Consider the following 15206-nt stretch of genomic DNA (forward strand, 5'->3'; position numbering starts at 1 on the left):
CGTGGCCCCCGACTTCCCCGGCCCCCTCGTCCCGGCACCCGAACCCGTCGCCGCGCCGCAGCGGCGACTGCTGAGCGCCGAGGTCTGGATCGTCCTGCTGCTCTCGCTGCTCCAGTCGGGCGTGTACGCGCTGGTGTCGCTGGTCGCCAAGCTGACCCGGGGCCCGCTGGCGGACCAGACGGCGACGCTCAACGCCTCGCGGAGCGACCGCCCGTGGCTCGACCTCACCTACCAGGTGCTCGGGATCGGGTTCGCGCTGATGCCGGTCGCGCTCGTGCTCTACCTGCTCGTACGGTCGGGCGACCGCCCGCGCCGCGTGCTCGGCATCGGCCGCGGCTCGAAGGGCGGCGACGTGGGCTGGGGCGTCGGCCTCGCGGCCCTCATCGGCATCCCCGGTCTCGCCCTCTACTTCGTGGGTCACGCGCTCGGCATCACCGCGACGATCGTCCCCAGCGCGCTCGACGACCACTGGTGGCGCGTGCCCGTCCTCATCGCGTCGGCCCTGATGAACTCCGTCCTCGAGGAGGTCATCGTCGTCGCCTACCTGATGTGGCGACTGACCCAGCTCGGCTGGAACCGCTGGGCCGTCCTCGCGACCAGCGCGGCGGTCCGCGCCTCGTACCACCTCTATCAGGGGATCGGCCCGGCGATCGGCAACGCGGCGATGGGTATCGTGTTCGGGTACTGGTACCAGCGGACAGGGCGCGTCGTCCCGCTGGTCGTGGCGCATGCGGTCCTCGACATCGTCGCGTTCGTCGGGTACGCCCTGTTCAAGGACGCGCTCAACCTTCCCTAAGGGGTTCTCGGAATGACCGTCGGCGAGCTGCGCACGCGGCTGCGCGAGGTGACGCTGCGCGACGAGCGGCGGCTGAGGCGACGCCTCGACCGTGCGGCGTCCCAGCGCGACGCCGGCCGCCGCGCCCACGAGCTCGCCGTGCTCGAGAAGGAGATCGACGCCGCCGAGCGCCGCGTCGCCTCCCGTGCGGCGTCGGTGCCGGTCCTGGAGTATCCCGCCGAGCTGCCCGTCACCGAGCGCCGCGACGACATCGCCGACGCGATCGCGGCGCACCAGGTCGTCGTGGTCGCCGGCGAGACCGGGTCGGGCAAGACGACGCAGCTGCCCAAGATCCTGCTCTCCCTCGGGCGGGGCATCCGCGGCACGATCGCCCACACGCAGCCGCGTCGCATCGCCGCCCGCAGCGTCGCCGCCCGCATCGCGGAGGAGACGAAGTCGACCCTCGGCGAGCAGGTCGGCTACGCGGTGCGCTTCGACGACCGCTCCAGCCGCGACACGCTCGTCCGGGTGATGACCGACGGCGTCCTGCTGGCCGAGATCCACGACGACCCGCTGCTCCTGCGCTACGACACGGTGATCGTCGACGAGGCGCACGAGCGGTCGCTCACGATCGACTTCCTCCTCGGCTACCTCCAGCGTCTCCTCCCCCGCCGCCCGGACCTCAAGGTCGTCATCACCTCGGCGACCATCGACCCGGAACGCTTCGCCGCGCACTTCGCGGATGCCGACGGCAACCCCGCCCCGATCATCGAGGTCAGCGGGCGGACCTACCCGGTCGAGGTCCGCTACCGCCCGCTCGCCGAGCGAGAGGACGGCGACGTCCTCGGCGCGATCGGCGACGCTGTCGACGAGCTCGGCCGTGAGTCCGACGGCGACGTGCTGGTCTTCCTCTCCGGCGAGCGCGAGATCCGCGACGCCGCCGACATGCTGCGCGACCGCAAGCTGAGACGCACCGAAGTCCTCCCCCTGTACGGCCGGTTGTCGGCGGCCGAGCAGCACAAGGTCTTCGAGCCGCACACCGGTCGCCGGATCGTCCTCGCCACCAACGTCGCCGAGACCTCGCTGACCGTGCCGGGGATCCGGTACGTCGTCGACCCCGGCACCGCTCGCATCTCCCGCTACAGCCAGCGGCTCAAGGTGCAGCGGCTCCCGATCGAGCCCGTCTCGCAGGCCAGCGCCAACCAGCGCGCCGGCCGCTGCGGCCGTACGTCGGACGGGATCTGCATCCGTCTCTACTCCGAGGAGGACTACGAGGGGCGTCCCGAGTTCACCGACCCGGAGATCCTCCGGACGAACCTCGCCGCCGTGCTCCTCCAGATGGCCTCGCTCGACCTCGGCCCCGTCGAGGAGTTTCCGTTCCTCGACCCGCCGGACCAGCGCTCGGTGCGCGACGGCGTGGGCCTCCTCGAGGAGCTCGGCGCGCTCACCGAGGGTGCAAGGGGCATGCGCTCGTCGCTCACCGAGACTGGCCGCCGGATCGCCGCGTTCCCGCTCGACCCCCGCCTCGCCCGGATGCTCGTCGCCGCGTCGTCGTACGGGGCGCTGCGCGAGATGCTCATCATCGTCTCGGCGCTGTCGATCCAGGACCCGCGCGAGCGCCCGCTCGAGGCGCAGCAGCAGGCCGACGCGAAGCACGCCCGCTTCACCGACCCGACATCGGACTTCCTCGCCTACCTCAACCTCTGGAACTACCTCCGCGAGCAGCGTCGCGAGCTCTCGGGCAACGCGTTCCGGCGGATGGTGCGCGACGAGTACCTGCACTTCCTGCGCATCCGCGAGTGGCAGGACGTCCACGCGATGCTGCGCGACCAGTGCCGTGACATGGGCCTGGACCTCAACAGCACGCCCGCCGACCCCGACCGTGTGCACCAGGCCGCACTGGCCGGGCTGCTCTCCCACATCGGCCTGCGCGAGGGTGACACCCGCGACTTCCTCGGCGCGCGCAACGCCCGCTTCGCGATCTTCCCCGGCTCCGGACTCGCCAAGAAACCACCGCAGTGGGTCGTCGCCGCCGAGCTCGTCGAGACCTCGCGCCTGTTCGCCCGTACGGTCGCGAAGGTCGAGCCGGCCTGGATCGAGCAGGAGGGTGCCCACCTCCTCAAGCGGTCGTACTCCGAGCCGCACTGGTCCCGACGCCGCGGCGCCGTCATGGCGCACGAGCGCGTCACCCTGTACGGGGTGCCCGTGGTCGCGGACCGCCTCGTCTCGTACGGGAAGGTCGACGTCGCCATCGCACGTGAGCTGTTCATCCGACACGCGCTCGTGCAGGGCGAGTGGAGCACGCACCATGCGTTCTGGGCGCACAACGCCGAGGTGCTCGCCGAGATCGAAGGCATCGAGGACCGCGTCCGCCGGCGCGACATCCGGGTGGACGACGAGGCCGTGTTCGCGTTCTACGACGAGCGGGTCGGGCCGGACGTCGTCTCGGTGCGCCACTTCGACTCGTGGTGGAAGCAGGCCCGCCGTCGCCAGCCCGACCTGCTCGACCTGACCCCGGACGACCTCGTACGAGACGATGCCGACGCGGTCGCGCTCGACGCCTATCCGACGACGTGGGAGTCGGCCGGCCTCGCGCTGCCGCTGTCGTACGCGTTCGAGCCCGACAGCGAGATCGACGGGGTGACCGTCGACGTGCCGCTGGAACGCCTTGCCGACCTCGACGAGACCTCCTTCCTCTGGGGTGTCCCGGGCTATCGCCAAGAGCTCGTCACGGCCCTGCTGCGCGGGCTGCCCAAACAGGTCCGACGTCAGCTCGTGCCGGCGCCGGACGTCGCGCGCCGTCTGATGGCGCTGCCTCTCGACACGTCGCTGCCGGTCGCCGAGGCGATGTCGGCCGGCATCCGGGCGCTGACCGGTGACCACGTGAAGCCGGAGACCTTCGACCTTGCGGCGCTGCCCCAGCACCTGCGTGTGACCTTCCGCGTGCTCGACGGGGAGGCCGAGGTCGCCCGCGGCAAGGACCTCGACAGTCTCCGCAAGGAGCTGCGGCCCAGGCTCGGCGCCACGATCGCCGCCGCGTCGAGCAGCATCGAGCGCGACGGCATCCTCAACTGGGACCTCGGCACCATCCCCTCGGAGGTCACGTCGACCAGCCGCGGCCACGAGGTCACGGCCTACCCGGCCCTCGTCGACCGCGTCACCCACGTCGACCTCCGCGTGTTCGCGTCCGCCCAGCACGCCGAGATCGCGATGCGAGCGGGCGTACGCCGGCTGCTGGCGCTCAACACCAGCTCCCCCGCCGCGCAGGTCTCGAAGGACCTCGGCACCCGCGCGCTGCTCGTCCTGGCCGGTGCCCCGTACCGGTCGACGTCGTTGCTCATGGCCGACTGCGTCCTGGCCGGCATCGACGCCGTCACCGGGCGTGCGGTGGTCCGCGACGGCGAGACCTTCGCGCTGCTGCGCGAGCAGGTGCGCTCAGAGGGGTACGCCCAGACGCTCGCAGTCGCGCGCGAGGTCGAGCGCACGATCGCCGACCTCGGATCGCTGCGCGGCGACCTCGACCAGTTCCGTACGGCCAAGCCGGAGATCGTGAAGGACATCGAGGTGCAGATGTCGTGGCTGGTCTACGACGGGTTCGTGCCGGACACCGGCCTCGAGCAGCTGCGCCACCTCCCCCGCTACGTGCGTGCTGCCGCCTTCCGGCTGCAGCACGCGGACGACCGCAGCGAGATCGACAAGCGGCACACCGTGCAGGAACTGGAGGCCCGCTTCTACGAGGTCGTCGAGACGCTGCCCGACATCGAGCGGCAGTCCGACGCGGTCCTCGCGGCGCGGTGGGCGCTGGAGGAGCTGCGCGTGAGCCTGTTCGCGCAGCGCCTGCGCACCGCGACGACGGTCTCAGCCAAGCGCGTCACGAAGCTCATCGACGCGATCTCGGGCTGAGCGTCGGCCGCGCCGTCAGTCGTCGACCCGCCCGTAGCGCTCGTAGACGACCTGCGCGCCGAACGTCCGGGTCTCGAGCAGCTCCAGCGGCACGATCTCGGTGACCGGCAGCAGGTATGGCGTGCCGCCCCCGACGACGACCGGGTGGCGGACGATGCGCAGCTCATCCAGGAGTCCGAGCTCGATCGCCTGCGCGGCCAGATCCGCACCACCGATCGAGACGTTCTTGTCGGTCGCGGCCAGCGCCGCGGTGACCTCCTCGGCCACCGACCCCTTGGCGAGCCGGGCGTTGCCCTCAACGCGGTCGAGCGTACGGCTGAAGACGACCTTCGGGAGGGCGGACCAGGCGTCGGAGAAAGCTGCCATGGACTCGGTGGCGCGCATCGCCGGGTCGGTCTCCCACACCACCATCGACTCGTACAACCTGCGGCCCAGCAGGTAGGCGCCGAGCTCGCGGACCTGCTCGAGGTGGAAGAGGAACACCTCGTCGACCGGGGCCGCCCAGCCGGGTTCGCCGGCGCGGTCGGTGATGAAGCCGTCCACCGAGACATTCATCGAATAGAGCAGGCGGGGTCGCGACATCAAGGGGTTCCTCTCAGCAGACTGCGGGACACAGGCATGACCGATGGCGGAGCGCAAACTCATCGCACGGCGTGAGGGGAACCTAGCCGATCTCGATCGGCTCCACGGAGTACGGCGAGGCCACCGGCTTCACGGTCCCGAGAGGCTCCGTGAGCGGGAGCGACGTCGTCGCCGCCACCGGCGCACCGGGCTCGCAGCCGTCGTCCCGGCCGATGACGATCGTCACCTGGAGCTCGTCGTCGGTACGGTCCTCGGCGAATCCGGCGAACTTCTCGCAGGTGGCGTCGCTCGCCTCGTAGGTAACGTCGACCGCGCGCGTGTCAGGTCGGCCGGTGACTGCGGTGACCTTCGCCGTACGGAAGCTCTCCCACGACGTGTCGATCATCGTGAGGCCGTCGAGCGCGCCGAGGCTGCTCAACGTGGCGGGTGCGGACGTCTCTGCCGCAGGCGCGGGCTCGTCGCCCCCTCCGGAGCAGGCCGAGACCGCGAGCAGCACAACGAGCGCGCTGCCCGCAGACAACGCAGCACGTCGCGCAGAACGTCCCGAGAAGGTGCTCATCACCTCTACCGTACCGGCGAGGTCCGCATCTTCTGCGCCCCCCGCCGCCACACGGGCGCACACTGGAGGATGGCCACCTGGATGCGTGAGGCGATCACCACGACCATGACGGACCTGAAGGCCTACGTCGTGCTCGACTGGGACGCGTTCGACACGTGGCTCGAGGAGGAGCACGAGATGGTCGGGCATCCTCACGACCCCTTCTCGCGCATCGACTGTCTCAGCAGCGGTCGCCACGTCGAGATCTCGCTCGACGGCGACGTGCTCGCCGACAGCCGGAGGTCGGTGATGCTGCTCGAGACCTGGCTGCCCGTCCGCTACTAGCTGCCGTGGGAAGACGTCCGTCGCGACCGGCTCGTCCCGTCCGACCGCACGTCGGTCTGCGCCTTTAAGGGCACGGCGTCGTACTGGTCGTACGAGGGCAGCGGCTCGCGCCACCGCAACATCGCGTGGACGTACCGCGACCCACGCCACGACGTGCTCCCCGTCGCGGGGATGCTGGCGTTCTTCGGCGAGCGCGTCGACCGCGTCGTCGACGGTGAGCCGCAGGAACGGCCGGTCACGCCGTGGTCCTGATCGGGCGCCGCGCGGACGCCCGACCAGGTCTGTCGACGCGGCTCAGCCGACGCCGAGCAGGTCGATGACGAAGATCAGCGGCTCACCGGACAGCGGGTGGCCGCCACCGGCGGGCCCGTACGCCTTGTGCGGCGGGATCGTCAGCTGGCGCCGTCCGCCGACCTTCATGCCGGGGATCCCCTCCTGCCAGCCCTGGATGAGGCCCTGCAGCGGGAAACGGATGGACTCGCCACGGTTCCACGAGGCGTCGAACTCGGCACCGTCACGGAACTTCACACCGACGTAGTGCACCGTCACGTAGTCGCCGGGCTTCGCCTCGGCTCCGGTGCCCACGGCGATGTCGAGGATGTCGAGGTCCTCGGGCTCGTCGCCCTCGGGGAACTCGATGACTGGCTTCTCGAGATTGCTCATGCTCCTAGCCTCCCATCTCAGTCGGCAGGTCGCTCCAGCGCGGTGTTGAGGCGGCCGAGGAGCCCGGCGAGCACATCGAGGTCGTGCTCGTCCCAGTCCTCGATGGCCCGGGCGAGCGTCGCGCGGCGTGCGGCCTGCACGGCGGCGATCCGCTCCGCGGCGACCGGCGTCAGCGAGATGAGACGGGCACGTCCGTCCGTCGGGTCGGGCACGCGCTCCACGAGACCGAGCCGCTCGAGCTGGGCGATGCCGCGACTGACGGTCGACTTGTGCACGCCGACCGCGTCAGCGAGGTCGGAGCCGCGGATGCCCCCTGCGACAGGCGAGCGGGTGTCGGTGATCGCGACGAGCAGCATGTATGAGGCGAAGTCGAGCTCAGGGTGGATCTGCGCGATCGTCCCGAGGCCACGCAAGCGGGAGCGGCGCAGCAGCCTGGTCACCTCGTACTCGACGTCGTGCGTCAGGTCGAACGGCACCTGGGAGGGCGTGGTCATGGCGACAGCTCCGGTTCGATGCGGGAGGGCACCCACGGCGGTCCGACGCGGGCCGCCCTCGCGGTCAAGGCAAGACTAGCCAGGAAGGAGCCGATCAGATCGCCGATGTCACGACCCCGGCCGATCTGCACGACTCCGGGCGCACCCCAGCCCCGGCGCGGGGGATACGGCCGGGGCTGGGGGCGTTCGAGGAGCGCCTACCGCAGCTCGGCCGAGCTGAGGCCGAGCACGCGGCGCGCGACGATGAGCTGCTGGATCTGCTGGGTGCCCTCGAAGATGTCGAGGATCTTGGAGTCGCGCGCCCACTTCTCGAGGAGCTCGTCCTCGCCGTAGCCGAGCGTGCCGACCAGTTCGACGCACGTCAGCGTGATCTGGTTGCCGACACGGCCGGCCTTCGCCTTGGCCATCGAGGCCTCGAGCGAGTTGGGCATGCGGTTGTCCGCCATCCACGCCGCCTCGAGCGTCAGGAGGTGGGCGGCCTCCCAGTCGGCCTCCATCCGCAAGAACGTGGCGGCGGCCGCCGACTGCGTCAGCGCCGGCCGGTCGTAGTCGACGACGACACCGGCGTCCTCGAGGATCTCGCGCGTACGGTCGAGTGCCGCGCGTGCGCAGCCCACCGCCATCGCCGCGACGAGCGGGCGCGTGTTGTCGAAGGTCTGCATGACCCCCGCGAACCCCTTGTCGACGTTGACCTCCGGGTCGCCGAGAAGGTTCTCGGCGGGCACCCGGCAGTTGGCGAGCACGATCGTCGCCGTGTCGGACGCCTTGATGCCGAGCTTGTGCTCGAGCCGCTCGACAGTGATGCCGGGCAGCGACTTCGGGACCACGAACGACTTGATCGCCGCCCGGCCGAGCGTCTTGTCGAGCGTCGCCCACACCACGACGGCGTCGCTCCGCTCGCCCGACGTCACGAAGATCTTCTCGCCGTTCAGGATGTACGCGTCGCCATCCTTGACGGCCGTGGTCGTGATCGCCGCGGAGTCGGAGCCGCAGCCGGGCTCGGTGATCGCCATCGACGCCCACATGCCCTTGAAGCGCTCGAGCTGCTCATCGGTCGCGACCGAAGCGATCGCGGAGTTGCCGAGACCCTGTCGCGGCATCGACAGCGTCAGGCCCACGTCGCCCCAGCAGGTCTCGGCCACCGACAGCACGGACGACATGTTGGATCCGTTGCGGACGCCCTCGCCCTTGTCGCTGGATCGGCGCACCCCTGTGGCGCCGGCCCCCTGTCCCGCTCCGGAGTCACCCATGCCGTCGACGATCGCCGCGAGGATGTCGAGCTCCTTGGGGTACGCGTGCTCGGCGAGGTCGTACTTGCGCGAGTTGGCACGAAGGAACTCCGTCGCGACCCGGTGGGCCTGCTCCACGAAGGTACGGAACTTCTTCGGCGTCTCGAGATTGATCATCTGCTGTTCTTCCTGTTCTGCGGTCTCCTCAGACGAGGAGGCCGCCCTCCATCACGCCGACGGCCCGCAGGTCCCTGTACCAGCGCTCGACCGGGTGCTCCTTGGTGAACCCGTGCCCACCGAGGAGCTGGACGCCATCGGTGCCGATCTTCATGCCGTACTCCGCGCAGAGGCGTCGCGAGAGCGCGGCCTCGCGGGCGAAGGGCTTGCCGAGATCGGCGCGCGAGGCAGCGCGCAGCGTCGTCAACCGCGCACCCTCGAGCTCGATCGCCATGTCGGCGACCATGAAGGCGACGCCCTGACGGTGCGCGACGGGCTCACCGAAGGCCTTGCGCTCCTTGACGTACGGGGTGACGTAGTCCAGGACCGCACGCATCGTGCCGAGGGCCAGACCGCTCCAGGCGATACGGGCGAGGCGCACCGAGTCGGCGTAGCCGTCGACGCTCTCCGCGAGCAGAGCCTCCGGACCGACCGCGACTCCGTCCAGCACGAGACGTGACAGCGACGCGGCGCGAAGCCCCATCGACGGATCCGTCTCGATGACCAGGCCGGGTGTGCTGGACTCGAGGACGAACAGGCCGTGCCGGCCGTCGTCGAGCCGCGCGGCGACCACGAACAGCTCGGCGGCGGCGCCACGGATGACTCCCGACTTCACGCCATCGAGCACGAAACCGCCCGGCACCTTGCGGGCGGTGGTGCGCAGCGTCATCGGGTCGAACAGCGCGCACGGCTCGGCGACCGCGAGCGCGGCGGCCGGGACGTCGGCACCGGTGAAGGCCGGAAGGTACGTCGCCTGCTGCGCGGAGTCGCCCCACAGGCCGATCGCGGTGGCCACGGCGCCTGGCGCCAGCAGCGAGGCGCCGATGCCCATGTCGCCCTTGCCCAGCGCCTCGGCGACGAGGGCGCCGGTCGTCGCGGAGCGCTCGGCGGCCAGGCCGCCGAGGTCCTCGGGGAGTCCCATGAGGGTGAGGCCGAGCTCGCTCGCGTGGGCGGTGACGTCGCTCGGGGTCTCGTTGGCGGCCTCGGCCTTCTCGACCGACGGCCGGACCACCTCGCGCGCGAACTGGTCGACCAGGCCGACCATCATCTGCTGGTCCTCGGTGGGCGTCAGGTCGAAGACGCCGCTCCCCTGCGCCGCCGTAGGGCGTACCGGGGCGCCCTTGCCGGGAGCCCGGGTGAACCCGCGGCTGACGGCGGCCGCCGTACGGAAGCCGACGCGCGCACCGTGGTAGACCACCTGCTCTGACGGTCCCCGGAGGTTGAGCCGGTCGAGGACGGGAAGTGAGGCGATCCGGTTGAGGACGGCGAGCCCCTTGCTCATCGGGTCTCGGCGCGTCGAGTGCGCTGTCACAGCGTCTCCTGGTGGGTCATAAGGGTAGGACGTACCCCTACTGTAACTGCGAGTTGCACGCTTGCGCACCTCGGCCCACCATCGACGCGAGAACGTGACCATTGCGATGTCACATCACCTGAGTGACATGGTGGGGAAGGTGGGCGGACACCCTGCTCCGTAGGGTCGGATACCCTTCCCAGGTCAGTGCCCCCAGGCCGTCGAACGCCGTGAAGGAGCCCCCGTTGTCCGTGACCTTGCCCTCCGGTGGCACCGTACGCCCGATCACCCGGTGGGGTGAGCCCGTGATGCACCACAAGCTGCAGCCGGTGACGGAGTACGACGAGGCCCTCGAGACGCTCGTCGCGGACATGTTCGCCACGATGTACGCGGCCGAGGGCGCAGGCCTGGCCGCCAACCAGATCGGGGTGGACCTCCAGGTCTTCGTGTTCGACTGCACCGACGGGGCCGGCAAGCGCGTCGTCGGCGTGGTCTGCAACCCGGTGCTGACCCTCCCCGAGACGGGTGACCGCAACCTCGACGACAGCGAAGAGGGCTGCCTGTCACTGCCGGGCGCCTACACCTACTGCGCGCGTCCCGACTGGTCGCAGGTCGACGGCACCGACCACACCGGTGCTCCCGTGACGTACGTCGGCGAGGGCGGCACGCTCGCACGCTGCCTGCAGCACGAAACCGACCACCTCATGGGCACCGTCTTCGGAGACCGGGTGCCGTCGCGGGCCCGCAAGAAGCTCTACAAGCAGGCCGAGGCGATCGCCGAGGACTACCCGGCCGCGTGGCCCGCCGTGGCCCGGGTGAGCAGCGCGCACGACCTCTGACGCCCGTCCCCCGCTGGCGGATCGAGCCCCCTAGTCGCCCGACGGGCCCAGCGCCCAGCAGGCGACGGCGGTCGCCGCGGCGACGTTGAGCGAGTCGATCCCGGCCGCCATCGGGACGGTCACGCGCACGTCCGCGCTGCGGGTCCAGTGCGGTGACAGGCCGTCGCCCTCCGAGCCGACCATCAGCGCGATCTTGTCCCCCGCTCCAGCCGCGGCCACCTCCCGCAGGTCGCGGGCATCGTCGGCCAGCGTCATCGCCAGGCTCGTCCACCCGTGCTCGCGCAGCAGCGTCGGAAAGCCGTACCAGTCGTCGACCCGCGCGTACGGAAGCCAGAACACCGACCCCATCGAGACCTTGATCGCCCGCCGATAGAGCGGGTCGGCGCAGCGCGGCGAGAGGACCACGGCGTCGAAGCCGAGCGCAGCCGCGCTGCGGAAGACGGCCCCGATGTTCGTGTGGTCGACGAGGTCCTCGGCCACGACGACGCGGCGCGCCCCGGCGAGCACCTCCTCCACCGACGCGACCGGGCGCCTGTCGAGGCTCGCCAGCGCACCGCGGTGCACATGGAAGCCGGTCACCCCCTCGATCGCCTTCTCGCTCATCACGTACACCGGGGCGTCGGCCGTCTCGAGCACGTCGGACAGGGTCTCCAGCCAGCGCGGCGCCATGAGGAACGACCGTGCCTGGTGCCCCGACTCGAGCGCACGGCGGACGACCTTCTCGCCCTCGGCGATGAACACGCCGCGCTCGGACTCCAGGAGCTTGCGCAGCTGCACGTCGCGCAGGTCCACGTAGTCGCGCAGCCTCGGGTCGGACGGGTCGGCGACCTCGACGATGTCAGCCATCGTTTTCGTCACGCAGTGCGGCGACGAGCCGGTCTCGGGTCCGCGCCGAACGGGCGGGGTCGCGGTTGGACAGGACGGCGACCGTCGTCTCGTCGACGTGCCCGACCGCAGGCGTCCATGCCGTCCCCAACGGGGCATCGTCGGCACGGACGCAGAACACGCGGGCGGCGTCGGCCTCCTCCAGCACGGCGGCATTGACCGCGGGCCGGTCCGTCGACGCCATCGCGTACCAGGCTCCCGCCAGGTCGCCCGGCTCGTACGCGCGCTCCACGAGCGCGACGTCGCCGCGGTCGGCGGCCTCGCGGATGAGCGGGTCCACCTCGGGCGACACCACGGTCAGCGCGGCACCCGCCTCGAGGAACGCCGGCAGCCGGCGCGCCGCGACGTGCCCCCCGCCGACGATGACGACACGGCGCCCCGCGAGAACGAGGCCTGAGGGGTACGGCGGATGGGTGAGTCCGGGTCCGTGGTTCACTCCCCGATGTTATCGAGGCGCCTCACCCGATAGCGTCGGCGGACAAGCCCGCACGACCCAAGGAGATGCGATGAGCCTCGACCGTCCGGTGACACCGAACCCGTACGACTTCCTCCCCCCGGTCCCGTCCTTCACCCTCACGAGTACGGAGCTGAGCGACGGCGACGCGCTGAAGGAGGCGCAGGTGTACGCGGCCGGCAACCGGTCTCCCCAGCTGTCGTGGGAGGGGTTCCCCGAGACCACGAAGAGCTTCGTCGTCACCTGTTTCGACCCGGACGCACCCACCCCGTCGGGTTTCTGGCACTGGGTCCTCGTCGACATCCCCGGGCACATCCGCTCACTCGAGTCGGGCGCCGGCTCCGGCGGCATCGTGCCGGCAGGAGCGTTCCACGTCCGCAACGACTTCGGCACGGCAGACTTCGCGGGGGCGGCGCCGCCCGAGGGCGACCGGCCGCACCGCTACTACTTCGTCGTGCATGCAGTCGGTCAGGAGCAGCTGGGCGTCGACGAGAACGCGACGCCCGCCGTGGTCTCGTTCAACCTCGCGTTCAAGACGCTGGCACGGGCGACACTTCTCGGGACGTATCAGCACTGATCAGACGCTCGCAGTCGGCGATGGCCTCGGCGAGCATCCGGCGCAGCACGGAGTCGGAGTCGGTGCTCACCGAGCGTACGACGCCATCGACGCTGTTGAGCACGATCCGGGGAGCCGCGCGACGGGCGAAGTGCTTCGGGTGCGTCGTCAGGCCCCGGCGGAAGCCTCGCGCCCACTGCTCGGCGCTGGGCGCCTGCGCGAAAGCCTCGCCGATCAGCGGCGCGAACTCCTCGGGAAGCGACGTCTCCGTCTCCTCCAGGTAGCGCTCGCAGGCGAGGAGCCCGACGGCCAGCGCCCGCTGATGGGCACGGGGCGACAGCGGGAGCGCGATCGTGGCCGCGCGGATGCAGATCGCGGCGTGGAGGCGCGGATCGGGACTGTTGAGACCGACGACGCGTGGCACGAGCTCCACCATCGTGACGCGGGTGTCGTCGGTGACGTTGTCGTTGACCAGGCGAGCGAGCCCGGCCAGCAGGGGGTGCGTACACGCCGGCTGGTCGCTCCACTTCTCGCCGGCGAGATACGACGCGAACTCCATGAAGCATGCCCCCTTGCGGGGGTTCCGGTGCTTGCCCGGTGAGAGCACAGGGACGAGCTCGGGGACGCTGCTAGACCGCATGGCGACCTCCTGAGGAGGGGCTGTTCTGACCTTTTCCTCAGTGTGCGCCCGATCTGGCGGCAGCGCCACTGCGCTGCCACCCGATCTCGAACGGGTCGGGCGTCAGCCCTGTGAGCCCGGGGGCTCTTCCCAGATCTCGGTGGTGTCGTCCTCCCACGCCTCGACGGGCTCCTCGCCGGCGCGCTGCTCCTGAGCCGGCGGCACCGCGCGCTGGACCTCGGGGGTCGCGGCCGCCTTGGCGGCCTCCAGCGCCTCGTCCACCGCGCGGTGCGCCGCACTCAGGTCGGGCTCCACGATCTCGGCCGCCGGCGCCTCGTCGTACGAGACACGCCTGCGCGGACCCTCGGACATCGCCGGGATCTGGCCGACCGCGGCACCGAGGCCCTTGAGGGCGTCGCCGACCTCGCTCGGGATGATCCAGAGCTTGTTGGCGTCGCCCTGAGCGATCTCAGGGAGCATCTGGAGGTATTGGTAGGCCAGCAGCGACTGGTCGGGCTGGCCGTCGTGGATCGCCTGGAAGACGGTCGAGATCGCCTGCGCCTCGCCCTGCGCGGTGAGGATCTGCGACTCGCGCTTGGCCTGGGCGCTGAGGATCTGGGCCTCGCGGTCACCCTCGGCCCGAAGGATCTGCGACTGCTTCTCGCCCTCGGCGGTGAGGATCGCGGCCTGACGGCTGCCCTCGGCCTGAAGGATCGCGGCGCGCTTGTCGCGGTCGGCGCGCATCTGCTTCTCCATCGAGTCCTTGATGGACGGCGGCGGGTCGACACCCTTGAGCTCGACACGGTTGACGCGGATGCCCCACTTGCCGGTGGCCTCGTCGAGCACCCCGCGCAGCTTGGTGTTGATCTCGTCGCGGCTGGTGAGCGTCTGCTCGAGCGTCATGCCGCCGATGATGTTGCGCAGCGTCGTCATCGTCAGCTGCTCGATCGCCTGGATGTAGTTGGAGATCTCGTACGTGGCGGCGATCGGGTTGGTCACCTGGAAGTAGATGACGGTGTCGATCGAGACGACCAGGTTGTCCTCGGTGATCACCGGCTGCGGCGGGAACGACACGACCTGCTCGCGAAGGTCGATCTTGAACGAGACCTTGTCGACGAACGGGGTGATGACGTTGAGGCCCGCGTTGAGCGTCGTCTTGTACTTGCCGAAGCGCTCGACGATCCCCGCACGTGCCTGCGGGACGATCTGGATCGACTTGGCGAGGACGACGACGACGGCGATCGCGAGAAGGACCAGGATGATCAGGACGGCCATGGGGCTCCTCGAGCTTCGGAGACGATGCCCCGGACACTAGCGCACGACCCGCCCATTCCCGAACCCGCTCCCGGGTCACTCCTCCGGGTACACCACCGCGGTCGCGCCGTCGATCTCGAACACCGCGACGCGGGTGCCTTCCTCGATCGTCACGCCTGGGTCGAACGCACGCGCCGACCACGTCTCTCCCCCGAGCTTGACCTGCCCCTGCGTCGCGTCGACGGTGCTCAGCGCGACCCCGGACGCGCCGACAAGCGCCTTCGTCCCGGTCTTGAGGTCCGGGCCGGTGTGCAGCCGTTTGACCATCGACGGACGCGCGAGCAGCAGCATCGCGAGCGAGACCGCGATCGCGATGACCGCGCTCACCGCCACCGATGCTCCCAGCGCCGCCGTGCCCGCACCGGCGAACGCACCGACCGCGAGCATGAGGAGCACGAGGTCGAGGCTCAGCAGCTCAGCGGTCGCGAGCAGCAGCCCTAGCCCGAGCCAGCCCGCCCAGGCGTTGTCCCCGAGCCACTCCCAGAAGCCGTTCATGACGGCGA

The 15206-nt window shown here is 70.7% G+C and carries 17 protein-coding genes; 6 read left to right on the top strand and 11 right to left on the bottom strand.

The genetic code is table 11. The annotated features are described in order from the left end of the window. Position 1 precedes the first annotated feature (1 nt). Together HCT63_RS07615 and hrpA are read left to right on the top strand one after the other, a co-directional pair. Positions 2–796, top strand: a complete 795-nt coding sequence (locus HCT63_RS07615) for a CPBP family intramembrane glutamic endopeptidase (protein WP_208322334.1) — start codon at positions 2–4, stop codon at positions 794–796. A 12-nt stretch (positions 797–808) separates the two neighbouring features. Beyond that, positions 809–4678: an ATP-dependent RNA helicase HrpA gene (gene hrpA / locus HCT63_RS07620; protein ID WP_167002873.1), complete on the top strand. Its 3870-nt coding sequence runs from the start codon at positions 809–811 to the stop codon at positions 4676–4678. Positions 4679–4693: 15 nt separating this feature from the next. On the opposite strand, the gene HCT63_RS07625 is transcribed toward hrpA, so the two are convergent. Further along, entirely contained in the window at positions 4694–5260 is a 567-nt protein-coding gene (locus HCT63_RS07625; protein WP_167002875.1) for a dihydrofolate reductase family protein, read from the bottom strand. 82 nt (positions 5261–5342) lie between these two features. Beyond that, complete coding sequence (locus HCT63_RS07630) at positions 5343–5819, bottom strand: hypothetical protein (protein WP_167002877.1); 477 nt, start codon at positions 5817–5819, stop codon at positions 5343–5345. Between the two features lie 81 nt (positions 5820–5900). Between HCT63_RS07630 and HCT63_RS07635 the strand changes: the two genes are divergently transcribed. Further along, positions 5901–6143: a hypothetical protein gene (locus tag HCT63_RS07635; RefSeq protein ID WP_167250876.1), complete on the top strand. Its 243-nt coding sequence runs from the start codon at positions 5901–5903 to the stop codon at positions 6141–6143. Continuing rightward, on the top strand, positions 6144–6395 hold the full coding sequence (locus HCT63_RS20680) for a DUF427 domain-containing protein (protein ID WP_167004780.1): 252 nt from the start codon (positions 6144–6146) through the stop codon (positions 6393–6395). 42 nt (positions 6396–6437) lie between these two features. Here the strand turns inward: HCT63_RS20680 and HCT63_RS07645 are convergent, their stop codons facing one another. The 4 genes from HCT63_RS07645 to HCT63_RS07660 form a co-directional block, all read right to left on the bottom strand. Continuing rightward, positions 6438–6806 (bottom strand): FKBP-type peptidyl-prolyl cis-trans isomerase, encoded by a 369-nt coding sequence (locus HCT63_RS07645; protein WP_167002882.1) that lies wholly within the window; start codon positions 6804–6806, stop codon positions 6438–6440. 17 nt (positions 6807–6823) lie between these two features. After that, the gene (locus tag HCT63_RS07650; protein WP_167002884.1) at positions 6824–7300 is read right to left on the bottom strand and encodes a MarR family transcriptional regulator; all 477 of its coding nucleotides are present in this window, start codon (positions 7298–7300) and stop codon (positions 6824–6826) included. Between the two features lie 197 nt (positions 7301–7497). After that, positions 7498–8706 carry an acyl-CoA dehydrogenase family protein gene (locus HCT63_RS07655; protein ID WP_167002886.1) on the bottom strand — a complete coding sequence of 403 codons (1209 nt, stop codon included), beginning with the start codon at positions 8704–8706 and terminating at the stop codon, positions 7498–7500. Between the two features lie 28 nt (positions 8707–8734). Beyond that, positions 8735–10057, bottom strand: coding sequence for an acyl-CoA dehydrogenase family protein (locus HCT63_RS07660; RefSeq protein ID WP_243842940.1), 1323 nt, complete (start codon positions 10055–10057; stop codon positions 8735–8737). A gap of 224 nt (positions 10058–10281) precedes the next feature. Here HCT63_RS07660 and def point away from each other — a divergent pair, with 224 nt between their 5' ends. Further along, positions 10282–10875: a peptide deformylase gene (def, locus tag HCT63_RS07665; protein WP_167002888.1), complete on the top strand. Its 594-nt coding sequence runs from the start codon at positions 10282–10284 to the stop codon at positions 10873–10875. Positions 10876–10905: 30 nt separating this feature from the next. Here def and HCT63_RS07670 read toward each other — a convergent pair whose 3' ends face one another. Both HCT63_RS07670 and HCT63_RS07675 read right to left on the bottom strand, forming a co-directional pair. Next, a complete protein-coding gene (locus tag HCT63_RS07670; protein WP_167002890.1) occupies positions 10906–11721 on the bottom strand; it encodes an RNA methyltransferase in 816 nt (271 codons plus the stop codon). Continuing rightward, positions 11714–12196: a bifunctional precorrin-2 dehydrogenase/sirohydrochlorin ferrochelatase gene (locus HCT63_RS07675; protein WP_167002892.1), complete on the bottom strand. Its 483-nt coding sequence runs from the start codon at positions 12194–12196 to the stop codon at positions 11714–11716. The genes HCT63_RS07670 and HCT63_RS07675 overlap by 8 nt, the downstream gene beginning before the upstream one ends. Before the next feature lie 70 nt (positions 12197–12266). On the opposite strand from HCT63_RS07675, the gene HCT63_RS07680 reads away from it, so the two are divergent. Further along, positions 12267–12791: a YbhB/YbcL family Raf kinase inhibitor-like protein gene (locus tag HCT63_RS07680; RefSeq protein ID WP_167002894.1), complete on the top strand. Its 525-nt coding sequence runs from the start codon at positions 12267–12269 to the stop codon at positions 12789–12791. On the opposite strand, the gene HCT63_RS07685 is transcribed toward HCT63_RS07680, so the two are convergent. The 3 genes from HCT63_RS07685 to HCT63_RS07695 all read right to left on the bottom strand — a co-directional run bounded on the left by HCT63_RS07685 (position 12745) and on the right by HCT63_RS07695 (position 15198). Continuing rightward, positions 12745–13410 carry a hypothetical protein gene (locus HCT63_RS07685; RefSeq protein ID WP_167002896.1) on the bottom strand — a complete coding sequence of 222 codons (666 nt, stop codon included), beginning with the start codon at positions 13408–13410 and terminating at the stop codon, positions 12745–12747. The two genes, HCT63_RS07680 and HCT63_RS07685, sit on opposite strands and share 47 nt — an antisense overlap. 102 nt (positions 13411–13512) lie before the next feature. Further along, on the bottom strand, positions 13513–14664 hold the full coding sequence (locus tag HCT63_RS07690) for an SPFH domain-containing protein (protein ID WP_167002898.1): 1152 nt from the start codon (positions 14662–14664) through the stop codon (positions 13513–13515). Positions 14665–14739: 75 nt separating this feature from the next. Further along, positions 14740–15198 (bottom strand): NfeD family protein, encoded by a 459-nt coding sequence (locus HCT63_RS07695; RefSeq protein ID WP_167002900.1) that lies wholly within the window; start codon positions 15196–15198, stop codon positions 14740–14742. Positions 15199–15206: the final 8 nt, after the last annotated feature.

This window comes from Mumia sp. ZJ430, from assembly GCF_011751845.1.
Lineage (GTDB): Bacteria > Actinomycetota > Actinomycetes > Propionibacteriales > Nocardioidaceae > Mumia.

Excerpts from the sequence above, each read along its gene's own strand:
- HCT63_RS07695 (WP_167002900.1), bottom strand. The coding sequence starts at position 15,198 with ATGAACGGCTTCTGGGAGTGGCTCGGGGACAACGCCTGGGCGGGCTGG.
- HCT63_RS07655 (WP_167002886.1), bottom strand. The coding sequence starts at position 8,706 with ATGATCAATCTCGAGACGCCGAAGAAGTTCCGTACCTTCGTGGAGCAG.
- HCT63_RS07670 (WP_167002890.1), bottom strand. The coding sequence starts at position 11,721 with ATGGCTGACATCGTCGAGGTCGCCGACCCGTCCGACCCGAGGCTGCGC.
- hrpA (WP_167002873.1), top strand. The coding sequence starts at position 809 with ATGACCGTCGGCGAGCTGCGCACGCGGCTGCGCGAGGTGACGCTGCGC.
- HCT63_RS07680 (WP_167002894.1), top strand. The coding sequence starts at position 12,267 with ATGAGCCTCGACCGTCCGGTGACACCGAACCCGTACGACTTCCTCCCC.
- HCT63_RS07690 (WP_167002898.1), bottom strand. The coding sequence starts at position 14,664 with ATGGCCGTCCTGATCATCCTGGTCCTTCTCGCGATCGCCGTCGTCGTC.
- HCT63_RS07630 (WP_167002877.1), bottom strand. The coding sequence starts at position 5,819 with ATGAGCACCTTCTCGGGACGTTCTGCGCGACGTGCTGCGTTGTCTGCG.
- HCT63_RS07685 (WP_167002896.1), bottom strand. The coding sequence starts at position 13,410 with ATGCGGTCTAGCAGCGTCCCCGAGCTCGTCCCTGTGCTCTCACCGGGC.
- HCT63_RS07625 (WP_167002875.1), bottom strand. The coding sequence starts at position 5,260 with ATGTCGCGACCCCGCCTGCTCTATTCGATGAATGTCTCGGTGGACGGC.
- HCT63_RS07635 (WP_167250876.1), top strand. The coding sequence starts at position 5,901 with ATGCGTGAGGCGATCACCACGACCATGACGGACCTGAAGGCCTACGTC.
- HCT63_RS07645 (WP_167002882.1), bottom strand. The coding sequence starts at position 6,806 with ATGAGCAATCTCGAGAAGCCAGTCATCGAGTTCCCCGAGGGCGACGAG.
- HCT63_RS07650 (WP_167002884.1), bottom strand. The coding sequence starts at position 7,300 with ATGACCACGCCCTCCCAGGTGCCGTTCGACCTGACGCACGACGTCGAG.